Below are 21,211 nucleotides of genomic sequence, written 5' to 3'. Positions count from 1 at the left end.
TCGCTTTGTTCTTCGTGCTGAACCTTAGCAGGCTTTCTTTCGCTTTCGCAATTCGGCGCTTTCGCGTTTCCTTGCCAGCTCCAGAAGCTTTCTTCCGGTCCTGCCTCGCAGACTTTATCAGAGCCACTCTCGCTTTACCAACTCGGCGCTTTCGCGCTTTCCGCCGGTATTACCAGTTGTATCTCTGCTTCGTCTTACCCGACTTTAGCGGAGCCATTCTCACTTTCGCAATTCGGCGCTAACCGCGCTTTCCCGCTGAAAGTTTGAAGCCTTATCCGCCTCAGTCCTGGAGGACTTTAGTGGCTTTCGCTCTAATCACCAATTCGGGAAACCCGCGGTGTTTATCGCTTTAAACCGGGCCCACTCATGGCCGTGCTGATCTGGTTGGAACCAGATCCTGAGGTTCTTTCGCCGATTCGAAGATCAACATCTAGAACACCCTGGCTCGAGCGATGCTCGAAGAGTGGAGGTGGCCGCTCCGGGGCCGGAAGCCCGCCCGAAGACTCGCGCTTGCTTCCCGCCGCACCCTGGCGACTCGGAGAACACTACACACACCCTGACGCCGTTTCAAATCGCCAGGGCAACTTTTTTCGTGCGATGTTCTGCGCCCCACTCTAGACCCCTGACACAAGCCCCGGCACCGGCTTGCCGCACCCGGCGCCAGGGGCACGTGACCGCCGGGTCAGGCGGGCGCGAAGAGCTCGACCGGGTTGCCGGCCGGGTCCTCGATCACGGCCTGGGCGCCACCCCGGCCATCGATGCGGCTGGTGCGTACCCGAACGCCTGCTTCGCTCAGACGCCGGAGCTCCTGGTCGACATCGGGCACCTCGAGCTGGATACGGCCCCAGCCACCGGGGCTCGGAACCTTGCCGTCGTCGGCGGCCTGCCCGGCACCACCGGCACCCGGGCAGTTCAGCATCAGCCGCAGACCGCGGCCCTCGAGCATCGCGAAGCCGCCGGCTCTCGGGCCGACGTCCTCGAACCCGAGCTCGCGGTAGAAGGCGACGGCAGCAGGGATGTCGTCGACGATGTAGCGGAATCCGGGAATCATCTGTCTCTCCTCTCTGCAACACTACTGTTGCATAGTAGGCTCCCGGCATGGCTTCTCGTCAAGGGCGTACGGACCCCCGAGTGGTGCGCAGTCGGGAAAGAGTGCTCGAAGCGGCACTCGCGGAGCTTGCCGAGCGGGGATACGGCGGATTCAGCATCGACGGGGTCGCGACACGTGCCGGCGTCGCCCGGAGCACGATCTACCGACTCGGGCACGACCGGCTCAGCCTGATCGCCGCCGCGATGGAGACGCTCAACGTCCAGCCGCGCCCGGGAGCCGGCGAACAGGACCCTCGGGCAGATGTGGTCGCCATCGTCGCCCACCTAGCCACCGCCATGCAGTCGTCCCTCATGTCCGACTGTCTCCCCGCCGTGCTCGACGGTGCCGAGCGCGACCCGGGCCTGCGGGAGCTGCACCACCGCTACAGCGCGGAGCGGCGTACGCGGCTGGTCGATGCACTCACCCGGCTGCGGGAGTCCGGGCAGGATGTCGGGGACCCGGAGCGGGCGGCGGAAGCGTTGGCGGGTGCCGTGTTCTACCGGAGGCTGATGACACCGGTGCCGCTGCGTACTGACGAGGTCGAGGGGTTGGTGGCGACTGTTCTCGGGGAGCGGTGATCCGGCAGCCGGTTCAGCCGACGCCGATGTGCTGGTGGTCGAGCTCGATGAGGGCGACGGCGCGGTCGCCGAACGCGTCGACCTCGCGGGGGTAGCGCGCGCCGGTGTAGCGGCCGGCGATCTCGTCGATGATCTCCCAGCGGCTCTCGTCCTCGACCCAGCCGACGACGCGGCCGCGGAGGATGACCGGCATGAAGTCGTTCTCCTCCGGCGCCAGGGAAAGGGCGATGCGCGGGTCGGACTGGAGGTTGCGGTACTTGCGGCCGCGGTTGCCGGTGAGGAAGACGACGTGGTCGCCGTGGGTGCCGATCCAGACCGGCGAGGTGCGCGGGGCCCCGTCGGGGCCGAGAGTGGCGACGTGGGCGAGGGCGGTGCCCTCGAGGAACGGGCGTACTTCGGGGTCGATCATCGGACTTCTCCTGGCTGTTGTGGTCAGCGGATGACGCGGTAGTGGAGGTGGGTGACGCCGGGGGCCGGGACGACCTCGACGATCTCGAGCGCGATGTGCTCGGGGAGCTCGTCGAAGAAACGACGGCCGGCGCCGAGGAGCACCGGGACCTGGTGGAGGACGAGCTCGTCGACGAGGCCGGCCTTCAGGGCTTCGGTCACGACGCCGCCGCCCATGAGCCCGACGTCCTTGCCGCCGGCCTGGTCCTTGGCGACGGTGATCGCGTCCTCGATCGTGGTGGTGAAGGTCTGGCGGTCGTGGATCGCCGGGGCGGGGCGATGGGAGAGGACGACCAGCGGGGCGGTGGGATGCGGTGCTCCGCCCTCGTCCCAGCCGGAGTCGTCGTAGGTGTTGCGGCCGGCGAGGCTGACACCGTCGCGCTCGGCCAGCGCGTCGAAGACGCGGGCGCTCGGCTCGGAGAGCTTGAAGCCGTCGAAGACCTGGCTGGGAGTGTCGCCGTCGAAGTACCAGTCGAAGAGGACTCCGCCGTCCCCCAAGCCGCGGCCAGGACCTGGGCCGCGTCCGGTGATGAAGCCGTCGACGGAGACCGAGAGTGCTGCGAGGACCTTGCTCATGATCGCTCCCTGAAGTCAGAGTTTCTTGAAGAGACTCTGCGACCGTAGCACTCTGAGTTCCTTGAGGGAACCCCAAATGGTAGATTCGGGGTCATGCAACGTACGAACTTCGCCGAGATGGCCTGCTCGATCGCACGGACGCTCGACGTGATCGGGGAGCCGTGGTCGCCGCTCGTGCTGCGCGACATCTGGGTGGGGATGAACCGGTTCGACCAGATCCAGGCGGATCTCGGGATCTCGCGGAAGGTGCTCACCGAGCGGCTCGGGCACCTGGTCGAGCACGGAGTGTTGGAGAAGCAGGCGTACGACAACCGGCCTCGCTATGAGTACGTGCTGACCGAGAAGGGGCGCGAGCTGGTCGACATCCTCATGGTGATGGCCGGCTGGGGGGACAAGTGGCTCGCGGGTGAGGCCGGGCCGCCGGTGCTCTACCGGCACCATGCGTGCGGCGAGATCGGGCGGGTCGACCTGCGCTGCTCGCACTGCGGCGAGCCGATGCACGCCGACGACGTCGAGGTGCTGCCCGGTCCGGGGGCTGCGACGCAGGCTGCGGCCGAGGCCTGAGGTCAGCTGCCGGCGGCGCCGAGCTCCTTCAGTGCGGCGCCGTCGATGCGGTGGACCTCCCACTCGTTCTGCGGCACCGAGCCGAGGGAGCGGTAGAAGGCGATCGACGGCTCGTTCCAGGTCAGCACCCACCACTCGAGGCGGCGCCAGTCGTTCTCGACGCAGATCTCGGCAAGACGTACGAGGAGGGCCTTGCCGGCGCCGGCACCGCGGTGCTCCGGGTCGACGAAGAGGTCCTCGAGCCAGATGCCGTTGCGGCCGGTCCAGGTGGAGAAGGTGACGTACCAGACCGCCATGCCGATGACGGTGCCGTCCTTCTCGGCGATGAGGCAGCGCGTGGTCGGGGTGCCGGACTCGGGGAAGAGCGCGGTGGCGAAGTCGGCCTCCGTCGCCTCGACCGCGTCGGGCTCCTTCTCGTAGACGGCCAGGGCGTGGACGAGGCGGAGGATCTCGGGTACGTCGGCGGGAGCTGCATCGCGGATGGTGACGGTCACGGTGCCGATCCTAAGGCCGGTCCTCAGGCTACTGACGAGTTGGAGAACAAGCGTTCTAGCGAGACGCGAACGCAATCACAGCGCAACAAAGGCTTCCTACGTTTCGGGGCGTCCCCAACAGATTGGAACCCCACATGACCCAGTCACGTCGGAACTTCCTGCGCAACGTCGGCCTCGCCGGCGGCGCGGGAGTCATGTTGCACAGCATGGGTGCTCTCGGGCTCACCTCGGCTCACGCCGCGGAGACCCCCGACTTCACTCCTCCCAAGCCCTCCGATCTCGCCCGGGCCGGCAGCAAGTCGGTCGTGATCCTCGGCGGCGGCGTCGCCGGGCTCACCGCTGCGTACGAGCTGCTCAAGGGTGGCTACAAGGTCACCGTGCTCGAGGGACGCGAGCGGCCGGGTGGCCGCAACTTCACCGTGCGCGGCGGGACCCGGGTGACTGATCTGAACGGGGTCACCCAGGTCGCCGGGTTCTCGAAGGGGCAGTACATGAACGCCGGCCCCGGCCGGCTGCCGCAGAGCCACATCACGCTGGACTACTGCAAGGAGCTGGGCGTCCCGATCGAGGCGTTCACCAACCAGAACGCCAACGCGCTGCTCTACTACCCCGGCGACCACGGCATCGGGGCGGTGCAGATGCGTCAGGCGAAGGCGGACACGTACGGCTACGTCTCCGAGCTGCTCGCGAAGGCGACGGACAAGGGGGCACTGGACGAGGAGCTGACCGCCGCCGACAAGGAGGCGCTGATCGCGTTCCTGCGGAACTTCGGCGACCTCGGCTCCCAGGCGGAGGGGTACGCCTACACCGGCTCCAGCCGCGCGGGCTACACGGTCGAGCCGGGGGCCGGTCAGGAGTCCGGCACCGAGGTGGCGCCGCACGCGATGAGTGCGGTCCTGGCCTCCGGCCTGGGGCAGTACTTCTCCTTCGAGTTCGGCTACGACCAGGCGATGATGATGTATCAGCCGGTGGGTGGCATGGACGCGATCCCGTACGCCTTCGCCAAGGCCGTCGGGGCGCGGAACATCCGCTACGGGGCCGAGGTCGTGGAGTGGAACAACACCTCGACCGGCGTCTCGGTGGCCTACAAGGCTCGTGGGAGGACCGAGACCATCAAGGCCGACTTCGCGATCAACTGCATGCCGCCGCACGTCGCCGCCAAGGTCCCGCACAACCTCGGCGCGGACATCACCGCGAGCCTGAAGTCCTTCGGGCCCTCGAACGCGGGCAAGATCGGGATCGAGTACGACCGGCGCTGGTGGGAGGAGGACTTCCGGATCTACGGCGGGATCACCAACACCCGCCTCGACCTGCGCAACATGTGGCACCCGTCGTACGGGTTCAACGGGGACAGGGGCACGATGATCGGCTACTACAACACCGGTAGCGCGGCCGACACCTACGGTGTGCTCACCCCCGCCCAGCGGCTCTCGCGCGCCGTGGACATGGGCAAGCAGATCTTCGGGGACGTCTACGGCGAGGGCATCACCGCCTCCTACAGCCAGGACTGGAAGACGCAGAAGTTCTCCGAGGGAGCCTGGGCCTACTCGACGACCGCCGACACCGATCCGCTCTACACCCGGCTGCTGGACGCCACCGGCAACACGTACTTCGCCGGCGATCACCTCAGTCACTCGGTGGCCTGGCAGCACGGCGCGATCACGGCTGCCCGGGCGGCCGTCGAGAAGCTGCACGCGCGGGTGACGGCATGATGTCGCCGCGTACGAAGGTGGTGGCCGTGGTCGGTTTGACCGCGGCTCTGGTCGCTCCGACCGCGGCGGTCGCCGGAGGCAAGTGGTCGCCCGTTTCTGATGTGCACCGCCCGCCGCGTGGCGGGGAGACGATCTCGGTGCTGCCCGCGGGACAGGACAACCCGTCGATCGCGAACGGCGTCGCGATCGGGCCGGACGCCGCGATCTACAAGACCAGCGGGCTCGGTCCGTCCCGGCTCAACACCGGGGCGAGCGGGGAGTCGGCCTACATCGACACCGCGGTCTTCCCGGGCGGTGAGCTGCCGCCGGGCGTGACCATCACCGAGGCCCAGGGGATCAACGTGCTGCGCCGGATCGGGGAGAACCTCCAGGCGGCCGGGCTCTCCTACGACGACGTGATCACGATGCGCGTCTTCCTGCAGAACCCCGCGGGCGAGGCGAAGATGGACTTCGCGGGCTGGAACCGGGCCTACCGACAGTTCTTCGCGAACACGTCGGTCTCGACCGGCGAGGTCGTCCCGGTGCCGCTCGGAACCGCTGCGCCTGCGGCTCCGATGGTCACCAACCCGGCTCGGCCGTCGCGGTTCGCGCTCGAGATCGAGAACCTGCCCGTGGACGGCTGGCTGGTCGAGGTGGAGGTCGACGCGGCCTATCCGGTGAAGCGGAGGTAGGCCTCTCCAACTACGAGACCGCCCTCCCCGAGCAGTGCTCGGGGAGGGCGGTTCTCGTGCAGCTCAGACGATTGTCAGAGCTTGGAAAGCTTGGGGAAGGGACTGGCGATACGCACCAGTCGGGGACCGAAGTCGACAGTGACTGCGGCCGTTTCTTTGTTGACGACCCGACCCAGGCCGAAGGAGTCGTGGGAAACCAGGTCCCCAGACTCGAACTGCTCAATGACCGGCTCGGGATCTGCCTTGAAAGGACTCGCGGCGAAGTGTCGCCGCCGGGGGGTTGAGGTAGTCATCCCTTCGAGTATGTGGCCTACCACACGTAGAAGGGAAGGAACAGATCGGGCACAAAGACCCATCAGGACGGTTCCTTCAAGCGGACGCGTAGTCGGCTTTCTGGTAGCTGGCACTGCGTCGATAGCGCGCCGAGATGCTGGGCCAGTTGGTGGTGATGCGGCCGTTCTTCTCCCGGTACCAGGAGCTGCACTTGCTCCAGACGCTGTCGGCGAGCTGGTCCTGGATCCGGGCGTCGTAGGCCTCCTCGACCTCCGCGCGGATCTCGAGGGCGTGGCCGGCCTCGACGATGTGGTCGGCGTAGCGACCCAGATAGCGGGCCTGGGTCTCCAGGAAGTAGATGATCGATCCGCCGCCGGTGTTGGTGTTGGGGCCGTACATGATCAGCAGGTTGGGGAAACCGGGGACGGTCATGCCGTGGTAGGCGTGGGCGCCGTCCTTCCAGTGGGTGTGCAGGTCGCGGCCCTGGGTGCCGGCGATCGTCATCGGGGCGAGGAAGTCGGTGGCCTTGAAGCCGGTGCCCCAGATGATGACGTCGACCTCGTGGTGCTGCCCGTCGGCGGTCGTCACGCCGGTCGAGGTGATCTCGGTGATGTCGTCGGTGATCAGGTCCACGTTGGGCTGGGCGAGGGCCGGCAGGTAGTCGTCGGCGAAGAGGACGCGCTTGCAGCCGAACGGGTAGTCGGGCCACACCTTCTCGAAGAGCCCCGGCTTCGCCGCGGTCTGGGCTTTCATGTGCCGTTTGGACCAGGTGCGCATCACCGCGGCGAGCGGCTTGATGTGGAAGGTCGTGGTCAGCCACTCGGCCTGGGTCCAGATCTTCGCGCGGTTGAGGAGCTGCGGGATCGGGTGGGCGGGGTCGGTGCGCTCGAAGTCCTTGCGCGGAACGATGTAGGGCGCCGAGCGCTGGAAGAGGAGCACCTTCGCCGCGTCCTTCCGGACCTCGGGCACGAACTGGATCGCGCTCGCCCCGGTGCCGATCACCGCGACCCGCTTGCCGGCGAGGCTCAGGTCGTGGTTCCACTCGGCGGAGTGGAACACGTCGCCCCGGAAGGTGTCGGCGCCGGGGATGTTCGGGATCGAGGGCCGGGAGAGCTGGCCGACGGCGGGTACGAACAGGTCGACCGTCTCGGTCTCCCCCGTGCTGAGCTCGAGCTGCCAGGTCTTCGCCTCGTCGTCCCAGCGAGCCGCGGTCACCTCGGTGTGGAAGCGGATGTGGCGGCGTACGTCGTACTTGTCGACGACCTGGTGGATGTAGTCGAGGATCGCGGGCTGGCGGGAGAACTTGTGGGGCCAGTGCGGGTTGGGCTCGAAGGAGTAGGAGTAGAGACTGGACGGTACGTCGCAGGCGGCGCCCGGGTAGGTGTTCTCCCGCCACACGCCGCCGACGTCACCGGCCTTCTCGAACACGACGATGTCGTCGTGACCCCGCTTCTTGAGCTCGATCGTGGCGGCCAGGCCGCCGAAGCCGGTGCCGATGACTGCGATGCGCAAGGGATCCTCCGAGGGCCGGGAGCAACAGTGTGACCTGGACCATACCGGGAGAATGTGAATCAGTCGTCACGTAGGGAGGACACGATGGCCTCACCGAGGGCCGCGATCGCGTCACCCAGCTGCTCCATCTGGCTGGCGACGGTGCGGGACGCCTCGGCATTGGCGGCGATGAAGGCGCCGTCGAAGCCGGCCACGCCGAAGTAGTCGAGCCGGTCGGCGACCTGGGCGGCGATGTCTTCGCCCTCGTCGGCGAAGGCCGTACGGATCATCTGATTCATCCGCACCCGGCCGTCGGCACGCACTCGGCCGAGGATCTCGGCGACCTCGGTCTCGTCGGCTTCCTCGCTCAGCAGCAGGAGGATGTGCAACCGCAGGAAGTCGGCGCGCTCGGCGAAGACCTCGGCGGTGCGCTCGAGGAACCAGCGCAGCCGATCGCGGTGCGTGCCACCTGCGGGCGGGTCGGCCTGGGACGTACGCATCGCCTCGAAGAAGTCGTCGAGCCCACGCGCCATCACCGCCGAGAGCAGGCCGCCCTTGGAGTGGAAGTGGTGGTAGATCGCCGACTTCGGCAGCCCCGACTCCGCCGAGACCACCGAGATGGAGGTCCCGGCGTACCCGCGCGCCGCCATCACCCGCGCGGCGGCGTCGAGGATCTCCTCCTGCGACCGCCGGCCGCGCTTGTTGGTCCGCACCGTCTCCGTCTCCACCCGGCGAGCATAGAAGGTTCCGCGCCGGGCCCTCCTCCGCCGTGGGCTTGACGATCCTCCAACCGATATGTGACCGTAGCCACACAAGATTGGAACGATCGGTTCAATACTTGGATTGGAGGACCGAATCACATGAGCCAGCACAACCACAGCGACGTCGACGCGGAGGTCGCGATCGTCGGTTACGGCCCCACCGGCCTGATGGGCGCACTGACCCTCGCCTCGAAGGGGACGAGCGTGGTCGCGTTCGAGCGCGAGGAGGACATCTACGCCCGTGCCCGCGCGGTCACCGTCAACGACTGGACGATGCGGATCTTCCAGGAGCTCGGCATCGACGAGCGGATCGGATCCGTGATCGAACCGCAGCGTGCGCTTCGCTGGGTGACGTACGACGGCCACGAGGTCATGCGGGTGGAGCACCCGCCCTCGACCCTGGGGACCCTGGGCCGCAAGCCGCGCTTCTACAACATCTACCAGCCGAGCATGGAGGCCGAGCTGCGTGCCTGCGGTGAGGCGTACGACGGTCTCGAGGTGCGCTACGGCACCGAGGTCGTGGGCATCGAGCAGGACGAGAGCGGCGTCACCGTCACCGCGCGTGACCTGGCCACCGGCGAGGAGACCACCACCCGCGCGCGGTACGTGATCGCGGCGGACGGCGGGTCGTCCCCGGTTCGCAAGATGCTCGGCGTCCCGATGCACGGCGAGACCGTGGACACGCTGTGGATCGTCATCGACTGCCGGGTCAAGCGCTGGTGGCCCGACCGCGACTTCCTCACCTTCTGGACCGACAAGGACCGCCCGGTCGTCGACATCGCGCTCTCCGCCGGCAACCACCGCTGGGAGATCCCGCTCAAGCCGGACGAGACCGAGGCCGACTTCGCCACCAGCGCCGAGGTCTGGCCGCTGCTCAAGGCGCTCGGCGTCACCGAGGAGGACGTCGAGATCCACCAGCACGCCTTCTACCGCCACCACGTACGCATGGCCGAGACGTTCCGTTCCGGCCGGGTCTTCCTCGCCGGCGACGCCGCCCACCTGATGCCGCCGTGGGCCGGCGCGGGCATGCAGACCGGGATGCGTGACGCGCACAACCTGGGCTGGAAGCTGGCCGGCGTCGTGGCCGGCGACCTCGAGGAGGCCTGGCTGGAGACGTACGAGGCCGAGCGCCGTCCCTCCGCCGAGCTCTACACCCAGCTCGCCGTCGGGCTGGGCCGGGTGATCAAGCAGGAGGCGACGCCCGAGGAGCTCGAGGCGATGAACCGGGTCCCGGAGGGTCTGGTGACCCCGTGGGAGCCGCCGCTCAATGCCCCGCCGACGCTCACCGCCGGCTGGATCGCCGGCGAGGTCGGGGATGCCTCGATCGTGGGTCGGTACGTCCCCCAGCCCCTGATGTGCGACGCGCTGGGTCACATGGAACGGCTCGACCAGCTGTTGCCGAAGGGCTTCGTCCTGCTCGGCGCCGACATCGACCCGGCGAGCACACTCACCCCGGAGCAGAAGGCCGGCTGGGACGCCCTCGACGCCTCCTACGTCGCGGTCCGCGCCAAGACCCGGCACACCGAGGGCGCCGGCGACCTGGTCGATCTCGAAGATGCGCTGCTGCCGTGGTTCGAGCGGTACGGCGCCCGCGTGATCGCGGTGCGCCCCGACAAGTTCGTCGCCGCCGCCGACACCTCCGACCTCACCGTCCCCGCGGTCTGATCCGTCCCACCGACCCGGCCCTGCGGCGGATATCCCCCGTCCGCCACAGGGCCGATCCCACCACGAGAAGGAAGAGAAAATGACTGGAGTCAAGGAGCTCGCCTACGTCGTCTACGAGGTCTCCGACCTGGCCGACTGGGAGCACTTCGGTGTCACTCTGCTCGGCATGCAGCTGGGCGACAAGCTGGACAACGGCTTCACGCTGCGTACCGACGAGAAGTGCCATCGCTGGGTCATCACCGAAGGCCCCGCCGACGACCTGGTGCGCAGCGGCTACGAGGTTGAGTCCAGCGCCGCGCTGGAGGCGCTGGTCGCCACGCTGCGCGACGCCGGTGTCGAGGTCACCGAGGGTGACAGCGAGCTGGCCGCCGCGCGCAGGGTGGACCGGATCTTCGTCTGCGCCGATCCGATGGGCAACGAGATCGAGCTGGTCACCGGCCATGCCGACGCCGAGATCCCGTTCCACAGCGACGCGCTGCTCGGCGGGTTCGTCACCGGCCAGGGTGGCGCCGGCCACCAGGTGCTGCTGTCCAAGGGTGTCAGCCGGGAGACGTACCTGGCCTTCTACCAGGATCTGCTCGGCTTCAGGATCTCCGACATCATCGTCGAGGAGCTGGCGCCCGGGATCGTCGCCGACCTGATCTTCCTGCATTGCAACCCGCGCCACCACACGGTCGCCTTCGGGGACATGCCGCACCCGAAGAGGACCCACCACTTCATGGTCGAGGTGACCGACATCCGCGATGTCGGGACGGCCTGGGACCGCTGCCTCGCGCACGGCCAGCCCTTCGAGATGACACTCGGCATGCACCCGAACGACAACATGTTCAGCTTCTACGTGAAGACGCCCTCGGGCTTCGCCGTCGAGTACGGCTGGGGTGGGCTGCTCATCGACGACGACACCTGGGAGGTCAAGACGCTCGACCGACTGAACAACTGGGGCCACCACCCGATGGCGGCCGAGGTGGGCTGGCTGCAGGCCGCGATCGCGAAGGAGAGCAACTGAGATGGCGCTGACCGAGACCGACGTCGCCCGCGACGTCACCACCACCGACTTCACCATCCACTACAACGAGGCCGGCCCGGCCGACGGTCCCGCCGTCGTCCTCGTCCACGGCGGCGGCCCAGGCGCTACCGGGTGGAGCAACTACTCACCGAACATCGAGACCATCGCCGCGGCCGGCTTCCGGGTCATCGCCCCGGACCTTCCCGGCTGGGGCGACTCGTCCGAGGTCGACTTCCTCGACTACGAGCCGCTGGACGCGCTGTGCCAACTGCTCGACGCACTCGGCATCGAGAAGGCCGCGTTCGTCGGCAACTCGATGGGTGGCCACACCTCGATCCGGATGGCGATCGAGCGCCCGGAGCGGGTCTCCCATCTGATGACGATGGGTGCGCCGCTCCAGCTCAAGCCGTTCCTGTTCGGTGCGACCGGCCCGTCCGAGGGCATCAAGATCATGTACGCCGGCTACACCGACTACACGCCCGAGGCGATGAAGCGCCTGGTCGAGATCATGGTCTTCGACACCGCGCGGTTCGCGACCCCGGAGCTGTGCGAGCAGCGTTCGGTGGCCGCGTCCAAGCGGCCCGAGCACCTCGCCAACGTGGCCAAAGCAGGAATCCGCGGGCCGATCCCGATCTGGGCCGACCTCGACCGGCTCGCCGAGATCACCGCTCCGTCGTTGCTGATCCATGGCCGCGACGACCGCGTCGTCACCTTCGAGGGCACGCTCTTCGCCGCAGCCCGCATCCCCGACAGCCGCGCGCACATCATCAACCGGTGTGGCCACTGGGCCCAGCTCGAGCACGCCGACGAGTTCAACCGGCTGGTGATCGACTTCGTCGCCAACAACTGACGCCCTCCGAAGGTAAGAAGTGAGACGCCGGCTCGTCACTTTGCTTAGGGTCGGCTAACCTAATCCCATGATCGTCTGCCAGTGCCGAGTCGTCACGGACCGTGACGTCGACGTCGCGCTGGCCGACGGCGCCCGCACGGTCAGTGCGATCTGCCGCTCGACGGGCGCCGCCCAGGACTGCGGCTCGTGCATCTTCTCGGTGAAGAAGATCGTCACCCGGCACCTCGAGCACGAGTGCTCGCAGCTGGCTGCCGACGGCGCCGCGAGCTGACGCAACCGGTCACAAACTGAGTCTGTCCTCACTCCCGGGGTGCCGTGCGAGTATCGGGACAGATCCCGTTACCGGAGGTGCGTCATGCAGCCAGTCGATCCACGCGTCGTCGAGCTCCTCAACGAGGCGCTCACGTTCGAGCTCACGGTCACCAACACGTACTTTCTTCATGCTCGAATGCTCGACAACTGGGGCCTGCCCAAGCTCGGCAAGGTCTTCTACGACCTCTCCATCGACGAGATGCGCGACGCCGACGACCTGATCAACCGGATCCTGATGTTCGACGGCCACCCCAACGTGCAGCGGCTCAACGCCATCGAGGTGGGTGAGACCGCCGAGGAGATGCTCTCCCTCGCCCTGGCGAGCGAGCGCGCCGCGGTCGCCCAGTTCAACGCCGGCGGCGCCGAGTGTCACCGGCTCGGCGACCACGGCACCGCTGCCGTCTTCGAGGAGATGGTCCGCGACGAGGAGAAGCACGCCGACTGGTTCGAGTCCCAGCTCGACGCGATCGATCGGGTCGGCCTCCAGGCGTACCTGGCTCAGCACGTCGGTGCGGGTGAAGGACCCGGCTGAGCCGGGCCCTTCCGTGCTCCTCCTCAGGCAGGCATCGCGTCGTCGATGCAGAGGATGTTGTCCTCGCTGTCCTTGAACCAGGCGGCGTGCCCGGCCGGGCCCATCCCGGCGACGTCGCCGTCCCAGGTCATCCCGGGCATGTCGTAGTGCTCGAAGGTGATGCCCTTGGCTCCCAGGTCGTCGACCTCCTTGCGGACGTCGGCCACGTGGAACTGGGCGATCGTGTGCCCGGCCTTGCCTGCCTGCTCGGTCTCGTAGAGGTGGAACGACGTCCCGCCGGCGGTCGTGTAGACGAGCCAGCCCTCGCTCTCCTCGCTCGGCTCGAGCCCGAGCTTGTCGGCGTAGAAACGGCGTGCCCGCCCGAGGTCGGCAGCCGGGATGTTCGCCCGCACGCTGCTGTCGGTCAGCATCTCGGCCTCCTCAGGCGCTCTCGAACCACGGGTGGTGGAGGTCGTAGTAGGTCGCACCCTTCATCGCGTACTCGAGCTCGCTGCGTACGTCCTCCGGGGGCTCGACTTGCTCACCCTTGCGCGCCTCGGCCTCGCTGGTGAACGCGATGGTCTCGACGAAGCTGCCGTCCGCCTCGATCGCGAGGGTGGCGCCGAGGATGTCGGGGCGGGCCTCGTGCAGCATCGTGGTGTCGGCCATCATCGCCTTGAGCCGGCTCGGGTCGTCGACGCGGCCACGGATGATCTGCACGAACCCCGCGTCGTCGGAGCCGCCGTCCATCATCAGTGAGACGTCGTCGCAGTCGTGGAACTCCATCGGGCCGTCCATGACCTCGGCCATCTTCGCGGCCCACTCCCCCTGCTCGGAGCGGTCGGAGTTGGCCATCGCCAGCTCCCGCGACTCGAAGCGGACCACGCCGACGAGCTGGTTGTCGTCGGTGAATCCGTACGTGCCGCCCAGCCACCCGGTCGCACCCGGCGCGAGGTCACGCCGCCACTCGTCGAGCAACTGGTGGGCCTCGTCCTGCCGGGTGCAGGGACCCTGGATCATCTGGATGAACATGTGCTGCCTCCTCGGTCGTCGGTGTGCCAACGGACCGGTCGAGGCAGGTCCTGGGCCCCGGCCGGGCCCTCTCGCAACGTACGTCCGACCGGGTGCCTCGCACATACCCCAAACAGGCGGTTTTGAAACGACGCCGTCAGTCGACGTCGACCCAGTCCAGGGTGCGGTCGACGGCCTTCCGCCAGCCGGCGTACCCGGTCTCGCGCTGCTCCTCGTTCCAGGCCGGCTTCCAGCGCTTGGACTCGTTCCAGTTCCGGCGGAGCTCGTCGGTGTCCTTCCAGAAGCCGACGGCGAGCCCGGCCGCGTAGGCGGCTCCGAGCGCGGTGGTCTCGGCGACGACCGGGCGGCTGACCTCGACACCGAGGACGTCGGCCTGGATCTGCATGCACAGCTCGTTGGCGGTGATCCCGCCGTCGACCTTGAGGACCTCGAGGCGTACGCCGGAGTCCTTCTCCATCGCCTCGGCGACGTCACGGCTCTGGTAGCAGATCGCCTCCAGGGCCGCGCGGGCGATGTGGCTGCTGGTGTTGAACCGGGACAGGCCGACGATCACGCCGCGGGCGTCCGAGCGCCAGTAGGGGGCGAAGAGGCCGGAGAAGGCCGGGACGAAGTAGACCCCGCCGTTGTCCTCGACCTCCTTGGCCAGGGTCTCGACCTGCCCGGCGTTGCTGATCACCCTCAGCTGGTCACGCAGCCACTGCACCGCGGAGCCGGTGACGGCGATCGAGCCCTCCAGCGCGTACACCGGTGGCTGGTCGCCGAACTGGTAGCAGACCGTGGTGAGGAGGCCGTTCTGGGAGCGTACGAGTTCCTGGCCGGTGTTGAGAAGCAGGAAGTTGCCGGTGCCGTAGGTGTTCTTGGCCTCGCCCGCGTCCAGGCAGACCTGGCCGACCATGGCGGCCTGCTGGTCGCCGAGGATGCCGGTGATCGGGACCTCGCCGCCGAGCGGGCCGTTCGTCAGCGTAGTGCCGTAGGCCTGGGGCTCGGAGGAGGGCCGGATCTCGGGGAGCATCTGGCGCGGGATGTCGAAGAAACCGAGGAGCTCCTCGTCCCAGTCGAGGGTCTCGAGGTTCATCAGCATGGTGCGGCTGGCGTTGGTGACGTCGGTGACGTGTACGCCCCCGGTGGGCCCACCGGTCAGGTTCCAGACGATCCAGCTGTCGGTGGTGCCGAAGATGGCGTCGCCGCTCTCCGCGGCCTCGCGGACACCGTCGACGTTCTCCAGGATCCACTGGATCTTGCCTCCGGAGAAGTAGGTCGCAGGTGGGAGCCCGGCCTTGCGGCGGATGATGTCGCCGCGCTCGTCCTTGTCGAGGGTGGAGGCGATCCGGTCGGTGCGGGTGTCCTGCCAGACGATCGCGTTGTAGTAGGGCCGTCCGGTCCTCTTGTTCCACACCACGGTGGTCTCGCGCTGGTTGGTGACGCCGAGCGCGGCGATGTCCGCGTCCGTCAGGCCCTTGCTGCCGAGCGCGATCTGGATCACCGCCCTGGTGCGCTCCCAGATCTCCACCGGATTGTGCTCGACCCAGCCGGCCTGCGGCAGGATCTGCTGGTGCTCCAGCTGGTGGCGCGCCACCTCCTTGCCGCCGTGGTCGAAGATCATGCAGCGGGTGCTCGTGGTGCCTTGGTCGATGGCTGCGACGTAGTCGGGCATGCCGTCGGGTCCTCTCTGCGTCGGGAGATCTTCCTATCCTTTCACCCTCCTGCTCCGCGGCCCTGACAACGCGAGTTCGACACCGCCGAGGCGCAGGTCGCGTTCCGGGGCCGGTGGCGTCACCCGGGTGAACAGGCGAACCGTCGCGTACGCAGCGGCGAGCCAGCCCACCAGCAGCCCGAGCGTCGCGAGTCCGGCGCCGACCTCGAAGAGCGCCAGGCCGGTCGCGGAGGCGAGGGCGCTGCTGCCGGTGGCGACGGTCCCGATCGGGAAGGTGAACGACCACCAGGTGGGTGCGATCGGCAGTCCGTCGCGGACCTGACGAGCCGTCAGGGAGACGGCGAGGGCGATCCACAGCACCGTGAAGCCCCACACCGGTACGCCGTAGCAGATCGCGAGCATGCTGAGCGCGTGCCCGTAGCCGTGCACCACGGTGGGCGCGAGCTCACCGAGGTGGTGGACGGCCGTGGTCGACTGCCCCAGGAAGCCCAGCACGATCCAGACGGTCGGCAGTGCGGCCGGGGCGAGCGCGCCGTGGCGGACCAGCCGCTGCCAGAGCTGGTTGAGCACGAGCAGCCCGGCGATCACGGTCAGCCCGAAGAAGGCGTAGCAGACGATCAGCAGGGTCTCGCGGGGCTGGCCGGCCGGAAGGTGCGGCACCAGGGCGGCCCCGGTCGTCGCCGAGACCATCGGCGGTACGACCGGCATCAGCCAGCCACCGGTGGCGCCGTCGTCGGCCACCTCGTGACGGGTGATGGCCCGGTACGGCACCGCGACCGCGGTCCACAGGCCGAGGACGGTGCCCGCGACCCAGAGCACCGCGTTCAGCCCGACGGCCAGCGGAGCACCGAGGACGATCTGGCCGACGCCGACCGCGCCGGCACCGACCGTCATCAGCGCCATGGCCGGGGCTCCGTAGAAGTGGGACATCACCGGGTCGTCGTATTGGCGCCGCAGCAGCGAGCGCTCCGCGCGGATGCCGAGCAGCATCGCTGTCGTCGTGGCCACCAGGAGAAGACAGGCGGCCACCCAGAACGCCAACGCGACCGGGACCGCCCCCGGCACCCGGAAGGGAAGACCGGGGAGGACGACGGCGACGATGCCGGTGCCCATGGTGGCGGCGTACCAGTTCGGACCATACGGAAGCCTCATGCCTCCATGCTCGGCGGCGCCGCGAGGCACCGGTAGCGGCCACTTCGCTGTGGACCCACAGGGATATCCTGTGACCATGCTGCCCGACATCCCGTCCCTCCGCCTGCTCGTCGACGTCGCCCGGCTGGGCAGCATCGGCGCCGCCGGGCGCGCGGCGGGCATCTCGCAGCAGTCCGCCTCGGAGCGGCTGCGCGCGATGGAGACCCAGGTCGGGCTCGTGCTGGTGCAGCGGGCTCATCGCGGGTCGGAAGTCACCCAGGCAGGCAGGCTGCTCGTCGAATGGAGCGCTGACCTGCTCGAACGCGCCGACGAGATCGAGACCGCGCTGGAGACGCTGCGCCGTGGCCGCTCCGACGAGCTACACGTGCATGCCTCGATGACAACCGCCGAATACCTGCTCCCCCGCTGGCTCGTACGTCTGCGGCAGCAGCGTCGGGTCGCGGTCAGCCTCCGCGCAGCCAACTCCGAGGACGTCGTCGCCGCCGTACGTCACGGTGAGGCCGACCTGGGCTTCGTCGAGGGTCCGGTCGACACCACCGGGCTCGCCACCGCGGGTGTCGGAACCGACGAGCTCGTGCTGGTCGCGGCACCAGATGACCGGTGGGCCCGCCGGCGCGCCGGGATCACCACGCGCGAGCTCTCGACCCGTCCGCTGACGTGCCGCGAGCGCGGCTCCGGGACGCGTGCGGTCGTGGAGTCCGCGCTGGCCCTGGCCGGCGAGCACCTGGCCGATCCCGAGGTCGAGTTCGCGACGAACACCGCGATCCTCGCCTCCGTCCGGGCCGGCGGGTCGCCGGCGTTCGTGTCCAGACGAGCGACCCAGGCCGACATCGACCTGGGCACACTCGTCATCGTTCCGGTGGCCGAGCTGGACCTGTCCCGGGAGTTCCGCGCGGTCTGGGTCGGCGGGGCGCGGCCCCCCGCCGGTCCCGTCCGCGACCTCCTCGGGATCGCCGGCGTCTAGGCGGATCCGTGCGAGGCCAGCTCCTCGATCAGGATCGGCACGCCGACGTTGCACGCGTGGATGCCGACCACAGTGGCGAGCTTGAGCACCTCGAGGATCTCCTCGCCGGTGACACCCAGGTCCAGCGCGGCCCGGATGTGACGGCGTACGCCGGGGGCGTACAGGTGCGTGCATGCGGCGTCGACCGCGATACAGAGAAGCTCGACGACCTGTGGGGAGAGGACGCCGTTGTGCCAGGACCGGGTGGCCAGGGACAGGTAGTCCTCGGTCCACTCCGGGTCGAGCTCGGCGAGCCCGTCCCACAGGCCGTTCCACTGCCCGGCCGCGCGCATCCCCGAGACCACGCCCTCAGGCGACGCTTCGGGAAGAGCGTCGGGGCCGGTCACGACCGCACCAGCTCGCTCCCGCCCACCGTCGCGGAGCGATGGAGCAGGTCCTCGACGAGGTCGTCGACCTCGGGCCACGGGCCGTAGCCCGAGGCGGGGTTGAGGTGACCGACCTCGCCCAGGTCGACGAGGCGCGAGCCCCATGTCTCGGCCATCCCGGCGACCCGCCGGAAGCGGGCCAGCGGGTCGTTCCTGCTCGCGGCGACCGTGGTCGGGAAGGGCAGCCGACGTCTCGGCACCGGGGCCCAGCCGTGGGCGCGGAGCTCGGGCAGCGTGGGATATCCGTCGGCCAGCGGCACCTCGAAGTCGGGTGGTGCCGCCAGCAGCGCGGCCCGGACGGGCCGCGTCGCAGTCTGCGCCCAGTGCACCGCGATCAGGCAGCCGGCGCTGTGGGCCACGAGGACCACTGGTTCGTCGGTCTCGTGGAGCGCCTCGTCGAGGGCGGCCACCCGCGCGGCGAGACTCAGCTCGTCACGCTCGAGGGGCGGCACGATGCGTACCTTGTCGAGCCGGTCCGCGTACAACGTCTGCCAGTGGTCGGCGACGTGGTCGCGGAGCCCGGGGACGATCACGATCCTCGGGGAGTCTGCGGAGGTCATGGGTTGCTCCTCACGGTTCTGAGATGGGTCAGGGGGTGGTCGCGGTGGTCACGGCCTGCAGCCGTCGTACGCCTGAGGGGTGCAGGCGACGGCCGAGCAGGAGCACCGCGATGGCGGGCAGGTAGGCGACCGGAGCGAACTGGAGGGCGGAGAGCAGACCGAGCCGGTCCGCCAGGACCCCCACCACGAACGGGCCGAGGGCCAGGCCGAGCAGGTTGTTGGAGAGGGTCAGGGTGCCCATCGCGGTGGCACGCACGGAGGCGTGGGTGAGGCTCGCGACCATGGCCGCGGTCGGGCCGGAGGAGCCGGCCGCGAAGAAGGCGCCCACGCCGACAAGCACCGACGACGCCGGCCCGGCCTCGAGATGGAAGCCGATCGGGAGACAGACCAGTGAGACCGTGCAGAACGCGACCGCGGCGAGCCACTTGTGGGTGACGTCGCGGCGGCCCACCCGGTCGGTGATCATCCCGCAGACGACCATGCCGCTGCCGATCAGCAGGACGAAGATCGCCGCGGCCGCGGCCGCCCGATCGGTAGCCATGCCGTGGTAGCGGTTGAAGAAACTGGGCATCCAGGCGAGCATCACCGCGGCGGTGAACATCTGCAGGCCACCACCGACGTACGCACACAGCACCGCGGGATTGGTGTAGAGGCTCGACAGCGGTGCCCGTAGGCCGGGCTCAGCCTTGTCGCCGTCCTTCTCAGCGCTGTGCGCGGCCAGCCTCCGCTCGGTGACCACCAGCCGGAAGACCGCGACCAGCAGCAGACCGAAGACGCCCATGGCGACGAAGGACCATCGCCAGCCGACCTGGACGGCGATGACGCCGCCCAGGACGACCCCGACGACGGAGCCGAACGAGCCGCCGGCCATGAAGGCACCGCTCAGGGTCGCATGCAGCCGCGGCGCGAAGACGCTGAGGACCAGCGCGATGCCGACGCTGCCGTAGGCGGCCTCGCCCACGCCGACCAGGAAACGCGCACCGAGCATCTGCTCATAGTTGGCGGCCAGCGCGCAGAGCAGCGTGGCCACGCTCCACAGCACCGCCATGATGACCAGGCTCCGAACCCGTCCCCAGCGGTCGGCGACGATGGACAGCGGCAGCGTGAGCAGCCCGACCATGAGCGCGACGACGCTGCTCAGCGACGCCAGGTGGGAGTCGGAGAGCGCCCACTCGGTCTTGAGCACGGGGAACACCGCGCTCAAGACCTGGCGGGACATGTAGTCCGAGAGCAGCAGCCCGAAGGCGAGGGCGAACACGATCCAGGGGTAGGCGCTTCTCCGAGGCCGGCCAGCGACCGGCACCGGGGCGCTGACAGCGTTCTGCGTCGTCATGACATTGCCTACGCGTGCTGGGTGAAGCCGACCTGGCCGGGGCGGCGGTTCGGTGCGTAGCCCAGCTTGGCCAGGGTCTCGTCGGCATCAGCGTACGTCTGTCCGATCCGGTAGATGTCGTGAGCGTCCTTGGCGTCGGCGACCTCGCGCCCGAGCTCGTCGGCGATCCGAACCAGCTGCCTGATCTGCTCGACCGAGGTGTGCTTCTCCCCCTTGCGGCCCCAGATCGTGTCCTCGTTGCCGCACCGGGTGTGCAGCCCCATCGCGATGGCCATCGCGTTGACCGGAAGTACGCTGCGCATGAGCGTCTCCAGGGTCAGGCACGCACCGTCGGGGACCCGCTGGATGAAGTTCATGATGTTGTAGGGGTTGGGGCCGTCGAAGCCGCCGCCGATGCCGACCCAGGTCAGGTTGAGCGGGCCGGTGTAGACGCCGCGGCGGATCAGCCGCTCGACGGTCTCGAGCTGGGGGATGCTGGAGAGCTGGAAGTGCGGCTGGATGCCGTTGGCCTGCAGCCGACGCAGGTGCTCCTCGACCCACGCCGGGCCGGCCGGCACCGTCATCTCGCGGTATGCCTCGGCGAGCTCGGGGCGCTCCATGGAGGTGCCGGCGATGTCGTCGGCGGTCATCAGCTCCATGATGTTCATCTGGCTGGTGTTGATCGCGATGGTCACCTGATCGGGCTTCGGGTCGAGCTCGGCGAGCATGTGCCGGGTGTCGTCCGAGAGCCACTTGGCGTCGGCGCCCTCACCCTCGGGGGCGAACGAGATCGAGCCGCCGACCTGCAGGATCATCTCTGGGACGGCCTCGCGCAGACCGGCGAGCAGCTCGTTGAACTTGGAGAGCCGCTTGGAGCCCTTGCCGTCGAGCTCTCGGACGTGGATGTGGAGGACGGTGGCGCCGGCGTCGAAGCAGTCGACCGCCTGCTGGATGTGCTCCTCCATGGTCAGGGGCAGGTCCTCGCGGAAGTCGTCCGGCTCCCACTCGGGGCCGTACGGGGCGCAGGTGATGACCAGCTTGTCCTGGAGCTCGGGGAACAGGGCGTCGTCGTGGAAGTGCATGGTCGTTCTCTCTTTCCGGGTGGGTTGGT

At 68.8% G+C, this 21,211-nt stretch carries 24 protein-coding genes; 10 read left to right on the top strand and 14 right to left on the bottom strand.

Translation table 11 applies throughout. The features are described from left to right. Nucleotides 1-682: 682 nt before the first annotated feature. Nucleotides 683-1,051, bottom strand: a complete 369-nt coding sequence (locus ACIRON_RS14190; RefSeq protein ID WP_402992916.1) for a VOC family protein — start codon at nucleotides 1,049-1,051, stop codon at nucleotides 683-685. A 47-nt stretch (nucleotides 1,052-1,098) separates the two neighbouring features. Between ACIRON_RS14190 and ACIRON_RS14185 the strand changes: the two genes are divergently transcribed. Continuing rightward, nucleotides 1,099-1,668, top strand: a complete 570-nt coding sequence (locus ACIRON_RS14185; protein WP_402992915.1) for a TetR-like C-terminal domain-containing protein — start codon at nucleotides 1,099-1,101, stop codon at nucleotides 1,666-1,668. Nucleotides 1,669-1,681: 13 nt separating this feature from the next. On the opposite strand, the gene ACIRON_RS14180 is transcribed toward ACIRON_RS14185, so the two are convergent. Then, on the bottom strand, nucleotides 1,682-2,077 hold the full coding sequence (locus tag ACIRON_RS14180) for a TIGR03618 family F420-dependent PPOX class oxidoreductase (protein ID WP_402992914.1): 396 nt from the start codon (nucleotides 2,075-2,077) through the stop codon (nucleotides 1,682-1,684). A gap of 23 nt (nucleotides 2,078-2,100) precedes the next feature. Next, nucleotides 2,101-2,691 (bottom strand): dihydrofolate reductase family protein, encoded by a 591-nt coding sequence (locus ACIRON_RS14175; protein ID WP_402992913.1) that lies wholly within the window; start codon nucleotides 2,689-2,691, stop codon nucleotides 2,101-2,103. Nucleotides 2,692-2,784: 93 nt separating this feature from the next. Here ACIRON_RS14175 and ACIRON_RS14170 point away from each other — a divergent pair, with 93 nt between their 5' ends. After that, nucleotides 2,785-3,255: a winged helix-turn-helix transcriptional regulator gene (locus ACIRON_RS14170; RefSeq protein ID WP_402992912.1), complete on the top strand. Its 471-nt coding sequence runs from the start codon at nucleotides 2,785-2,787 to the stop codon at nucleotides 3,253-3,255. Between the two features lie 2 nt (nucleotides 3,256-3,257). Here ACIRON_RS14170 and ACIRON_RS14165 read toward each other — a convergent pair whose 3' ends face one another. Next, nucleotides 3,258-3,824: a GNAT family N-acetyltransferase gene (locus ACIRON_RS14165; RefSeq protein ID WP_402992911.1), complete on the bottom strand. Its 567-nt coding sequence runs from the start codon at nucleotides 3,822-3,824 to the stop codon at nucleotides 3,258-3,260. A gap of 59 nt (nucleotides 3,825-3,883) precedes the next feature. Between ACIRON_RS14165 and ACIRON_RS14160 the strand changes: the two genes are divergently transcribed. Both ACIRON_RS14160 and ACIRON_RS14155 read left to right on the top strand, forming a co-directional pair. Continuing rightward, the gene (locus ACIRON_RS14160) at nucleotides 3,884-5,461 is read left to right on the top strand and encodes a flavin monoamine oxidase family protein (protein WP_402992910.1); all 1,578 of its coding nucleotides are present in this window, start codon (nucleotides 3,884-3,886) and stop codon (nucleotides 5,459-5,461) included. Nucleotides 5,462-5,487: 26 nt separating this feature from the next. Beyond that, nucleotides 5,488-6,132 carry a Rid family hydrolase gene (locus tag ACIRON_RS14155; protein ID WP_402992909.1) on the top strand — a complete coding sequence of 215 codons (645 nt, stop codon included), beginning with the start codon at nucleotides 5,488-5,490 and terminating at the stop codon, nucleotides 6,130-6,132. 369 nt (nucleotides 6,133-6,501) lie between these two features. On the opposite strand, the gene ACIRON_RS14150 is transcribed toward ACIRON_RS14155, so the two are convergent. Together ACIRON_RS14150 and ACIRON_RS14145 are read right to left on the bottom strand one after the other, a co-directional pair. Further along, nucleotides 6,502-7,917 carry a flavin-containing monooxygenase gene (locus ACIRON_RS14150; RefSeq protein WP_402992908.1) on the bottom strand — a complete coding sequence of 472 codons (1,416 nt, stop codon included), beginning with the start codon at nucleotides 7,915-7,917 and terminating at the stop codon, nucleotides 6,502-6,504. A gap of 59 nt (nucleotides 7,918-7,976) precedes the next feature. Beyond that, nucleotides 7,977-8,624 (bottom strand): TetR/AcrR family transcriptional regulator, encoded by a 648-nt coding sequence (locus tag ACIRON_RS14145; protein ID WP_402992907.1) that lies wholly within the window; start codon nucleotides 8,622-8,624, stop codon nucleotides 7,977-7,979. 132 nt (nucleotides 8,625-8,756) lie between these two features. Between ACIRON_RS14145 and ACIRON_RS14140 the strand changes: the two genes are divergently transcribed. From ACIRON_RS14140 to bfr, 5 genes are all read left to right on the top strand, one after another. After that, complete coding sequence (locus ACIRON_RS14140; protein ID WP_402992906.1) at nucleotides 8,757-10,322, top strand: bifunctional 3-(3-hydroxy-phenyl)propionate/3-hydroxycinnamic acid hydroxylase; 1,566 nt, start codon at nucleotides 8,757-8,759, stop codon at nucleotides 10,320-10,322. Between the two features lie 79 nt (nucleotides 10,323-10,401). Further along, nucleotides 10,402-11,328, top strand: coding sequence for a VOC family protein (locus ACIRON_RS14135; protein ID WP_402992905.1), 927 nt, complete (start codon nucleotides 10,402-10,404; stop codon nucleotides 11,326-11,328). A 1-nt stretch (nucleotide 11,329) separates the two neighbouring features. After that, on the top strand, nucleotides 11,330-12,178 hold the full coding sequence (locus tag ACIRON_RS14130; RefSeq protein WP_402992904.1) for an alpha/beta fold hydrolase: 849 nt from the start codon (nucleotides 11,330-11,332) through the stop codon (nucleotides 12,176-12,178). Nucleotides 12,179-12,245: 67 nt separating this feature from the next. After that, complete coding sequence (locus ACIRON_RS14125) at nucleotides 12,246-12,449, top strand: bacterioferritin-associated ferredoxin (protein WP_091044234.1); 204 nt, start codon at nucleotides 12,246-12,248, stop codon at nucleotides 12,447-12,449. 84 nt (nucleotides 12,450-12,533) lie between these two features. Next, complete coding sequence (gene bfr, locus ACIRON_RS14120) at nucleotides 12,534-13,022, top strand: bacterioferritin (RefSeq protein WP_402992903.1); 489 nt, start codon at nucleotides 12,534-12,536, stop codon at nucleotides 13,020-13,022. Between the two features lie 23 nt (nucleotides 13,023-13,045). Here the strand turns inward: bfr and ACIRON_RS14115 are convergent, their stop codons facing one another. The 4 genes from ACIRON_RS14115 to ACIRON_RS14100 all read right to left on the bottom strand — a co-directional run bounded on the left by ACIRON_RS14115 (nucleotide 13,046) and on the right by ACIRON_RS14100 (nucleotide 16,839). Next, on the bottom strand, nucleotides 13,046-13,432 hold the full coding sequence (locus ACIRON_RS14115) for a VOC family protein (protein ID WP_402992902.1): 387 nt from the start codon (nucleotides 13,430-13,432) through the stop codon (nucleotides 13,046-13,048). Nucleotides 13,433-13,442: 10 nt separating this feature from the next. Beyond that, entirely contained in the window at nucleotides 13,443-14,033 is a 591-nt protein-coding gene (locus ACIRON_RS14110; protein ID WP_402992901.1) for a hypothetical protein, read from the bottom strand. A 136-nt stretch (nucleotides 14,034-14,169) separates the two neighbouring features. After that, entirely contained in the window at nucleotides 14,170-15,687 is a 1,518-nt protein-coding gene (gene glpK, locus ACIRON_RS14105) for a glycerol kinase GlpK (protein ID WP_402992900.1), read from the bottom strand. Between the two features lie 33 nt (nucleotides 15,688-15,720). Next, nucleotides 15,721-16,839 (bottom strand): TDT family transporter, encoded by a 1,119-nt coding sequence (locus ACIRON_RS14100; RefSeq protein ID WP_402992899.1) that lies wholly within the window; start codon nucleotides 16,837-16,839, stop codon nucleotides 15,721-15,723. Between the two features lie 76 nt (nucleotides 16,840-16,915). Between ACIRON_RS14100 and ACIRON_RS14095 the strand changes: the two genes are divergently transcribed. Then, the gene (locus ACIRON_RS14095; RefSeq protein ID WP_402992920.1) at nucleotides 16,916-17,803 is read left to right on the top strand and encodes a LysR family transcriptional regulator; all 888 of its coding nucleotides are present in this window, start codon (nucleotides 16,916-16,918) and stop codon (nucleotides 17,801-17,803) included. Here ACIRON_RS14095 and ACIRON_RS14090 read toward each other — a convergent pair. The 4 genes from ACIRON_RS14090 to ACIRON_RS14075 are packed head-to-tail and all read right to left on the bottom strand — an operon-like array spanning nucleotide 17,800 to nucleotide 21,182. After that, nucleotides 17,800-18,189, bottom strand: a complete 390-nt coding sequence (locus tag ACIRON_RS14090; protein ID WP_402992898.1) for a carboxymuconolactone decarboxylase family protein — start codon at nucleotides 18,187-18,189, stop codon at nucleotides 17,800-17,802. The two genes, ACIRON_RS14095 and ACIRON_RS14090, sit on opposite strands and share 4 nt — an antisense overlap. Continuing rightward, a complete protein-coding gene (locus tag ACIRON_RS14085; protein WP_402992897.1) occupies nucleotides 18,186-18,788 on the bottom strand; it encodes an RBBP9/YdeN family alpha/beta hydrolase in 603 nt (200 codons plus the stop codon). The genes ACIRON_RS14090 and ACIRON_RS14085 overlap by 4 nt, the downstream gene beginning before the upstream one ends. A 28-nt stretch (nucleotides 18,789-18,816) precedes the next feature. Continuing rightward, complete coding sequence (locus ACIRON_RS14080) at nucleotides 18,817-20,121, bottom strand: MFS transporter (protein ID WP_402992896.1); 1,305 nt, start codon at nucleotides 20,119-20,121, stop codon at nucleotides 18,817-18,819. 8 nt (nucleotides 20,122-20,129) lie between these two features. Beyond that, a complete protein-coding gene (locus ACIRON_RS14075) occupies nucleotides 20,130-21,182 on the bottom strand; it encodes a 3-keto-5-aminohexanoate cleavage protein (RefSeq protein ID WP_402992895.1) in 1,053 nt (350 codons plus the stop codon). Nucleotides 21,183-21,211: the final 29 nt, after the last annotated feature.

This window comes from Nocardioides sp. NPDC101246, assembly GCF_044767415.1.
Taxonomy (GTDB): Bacteria; Actinomycetota; Actinomycetes; order Propionibacteriales; family Nocardioidaceae; genus Nocardioides.
This window is presented reverse-complemented; position numbering and strand designations above follow the sequence as displayed.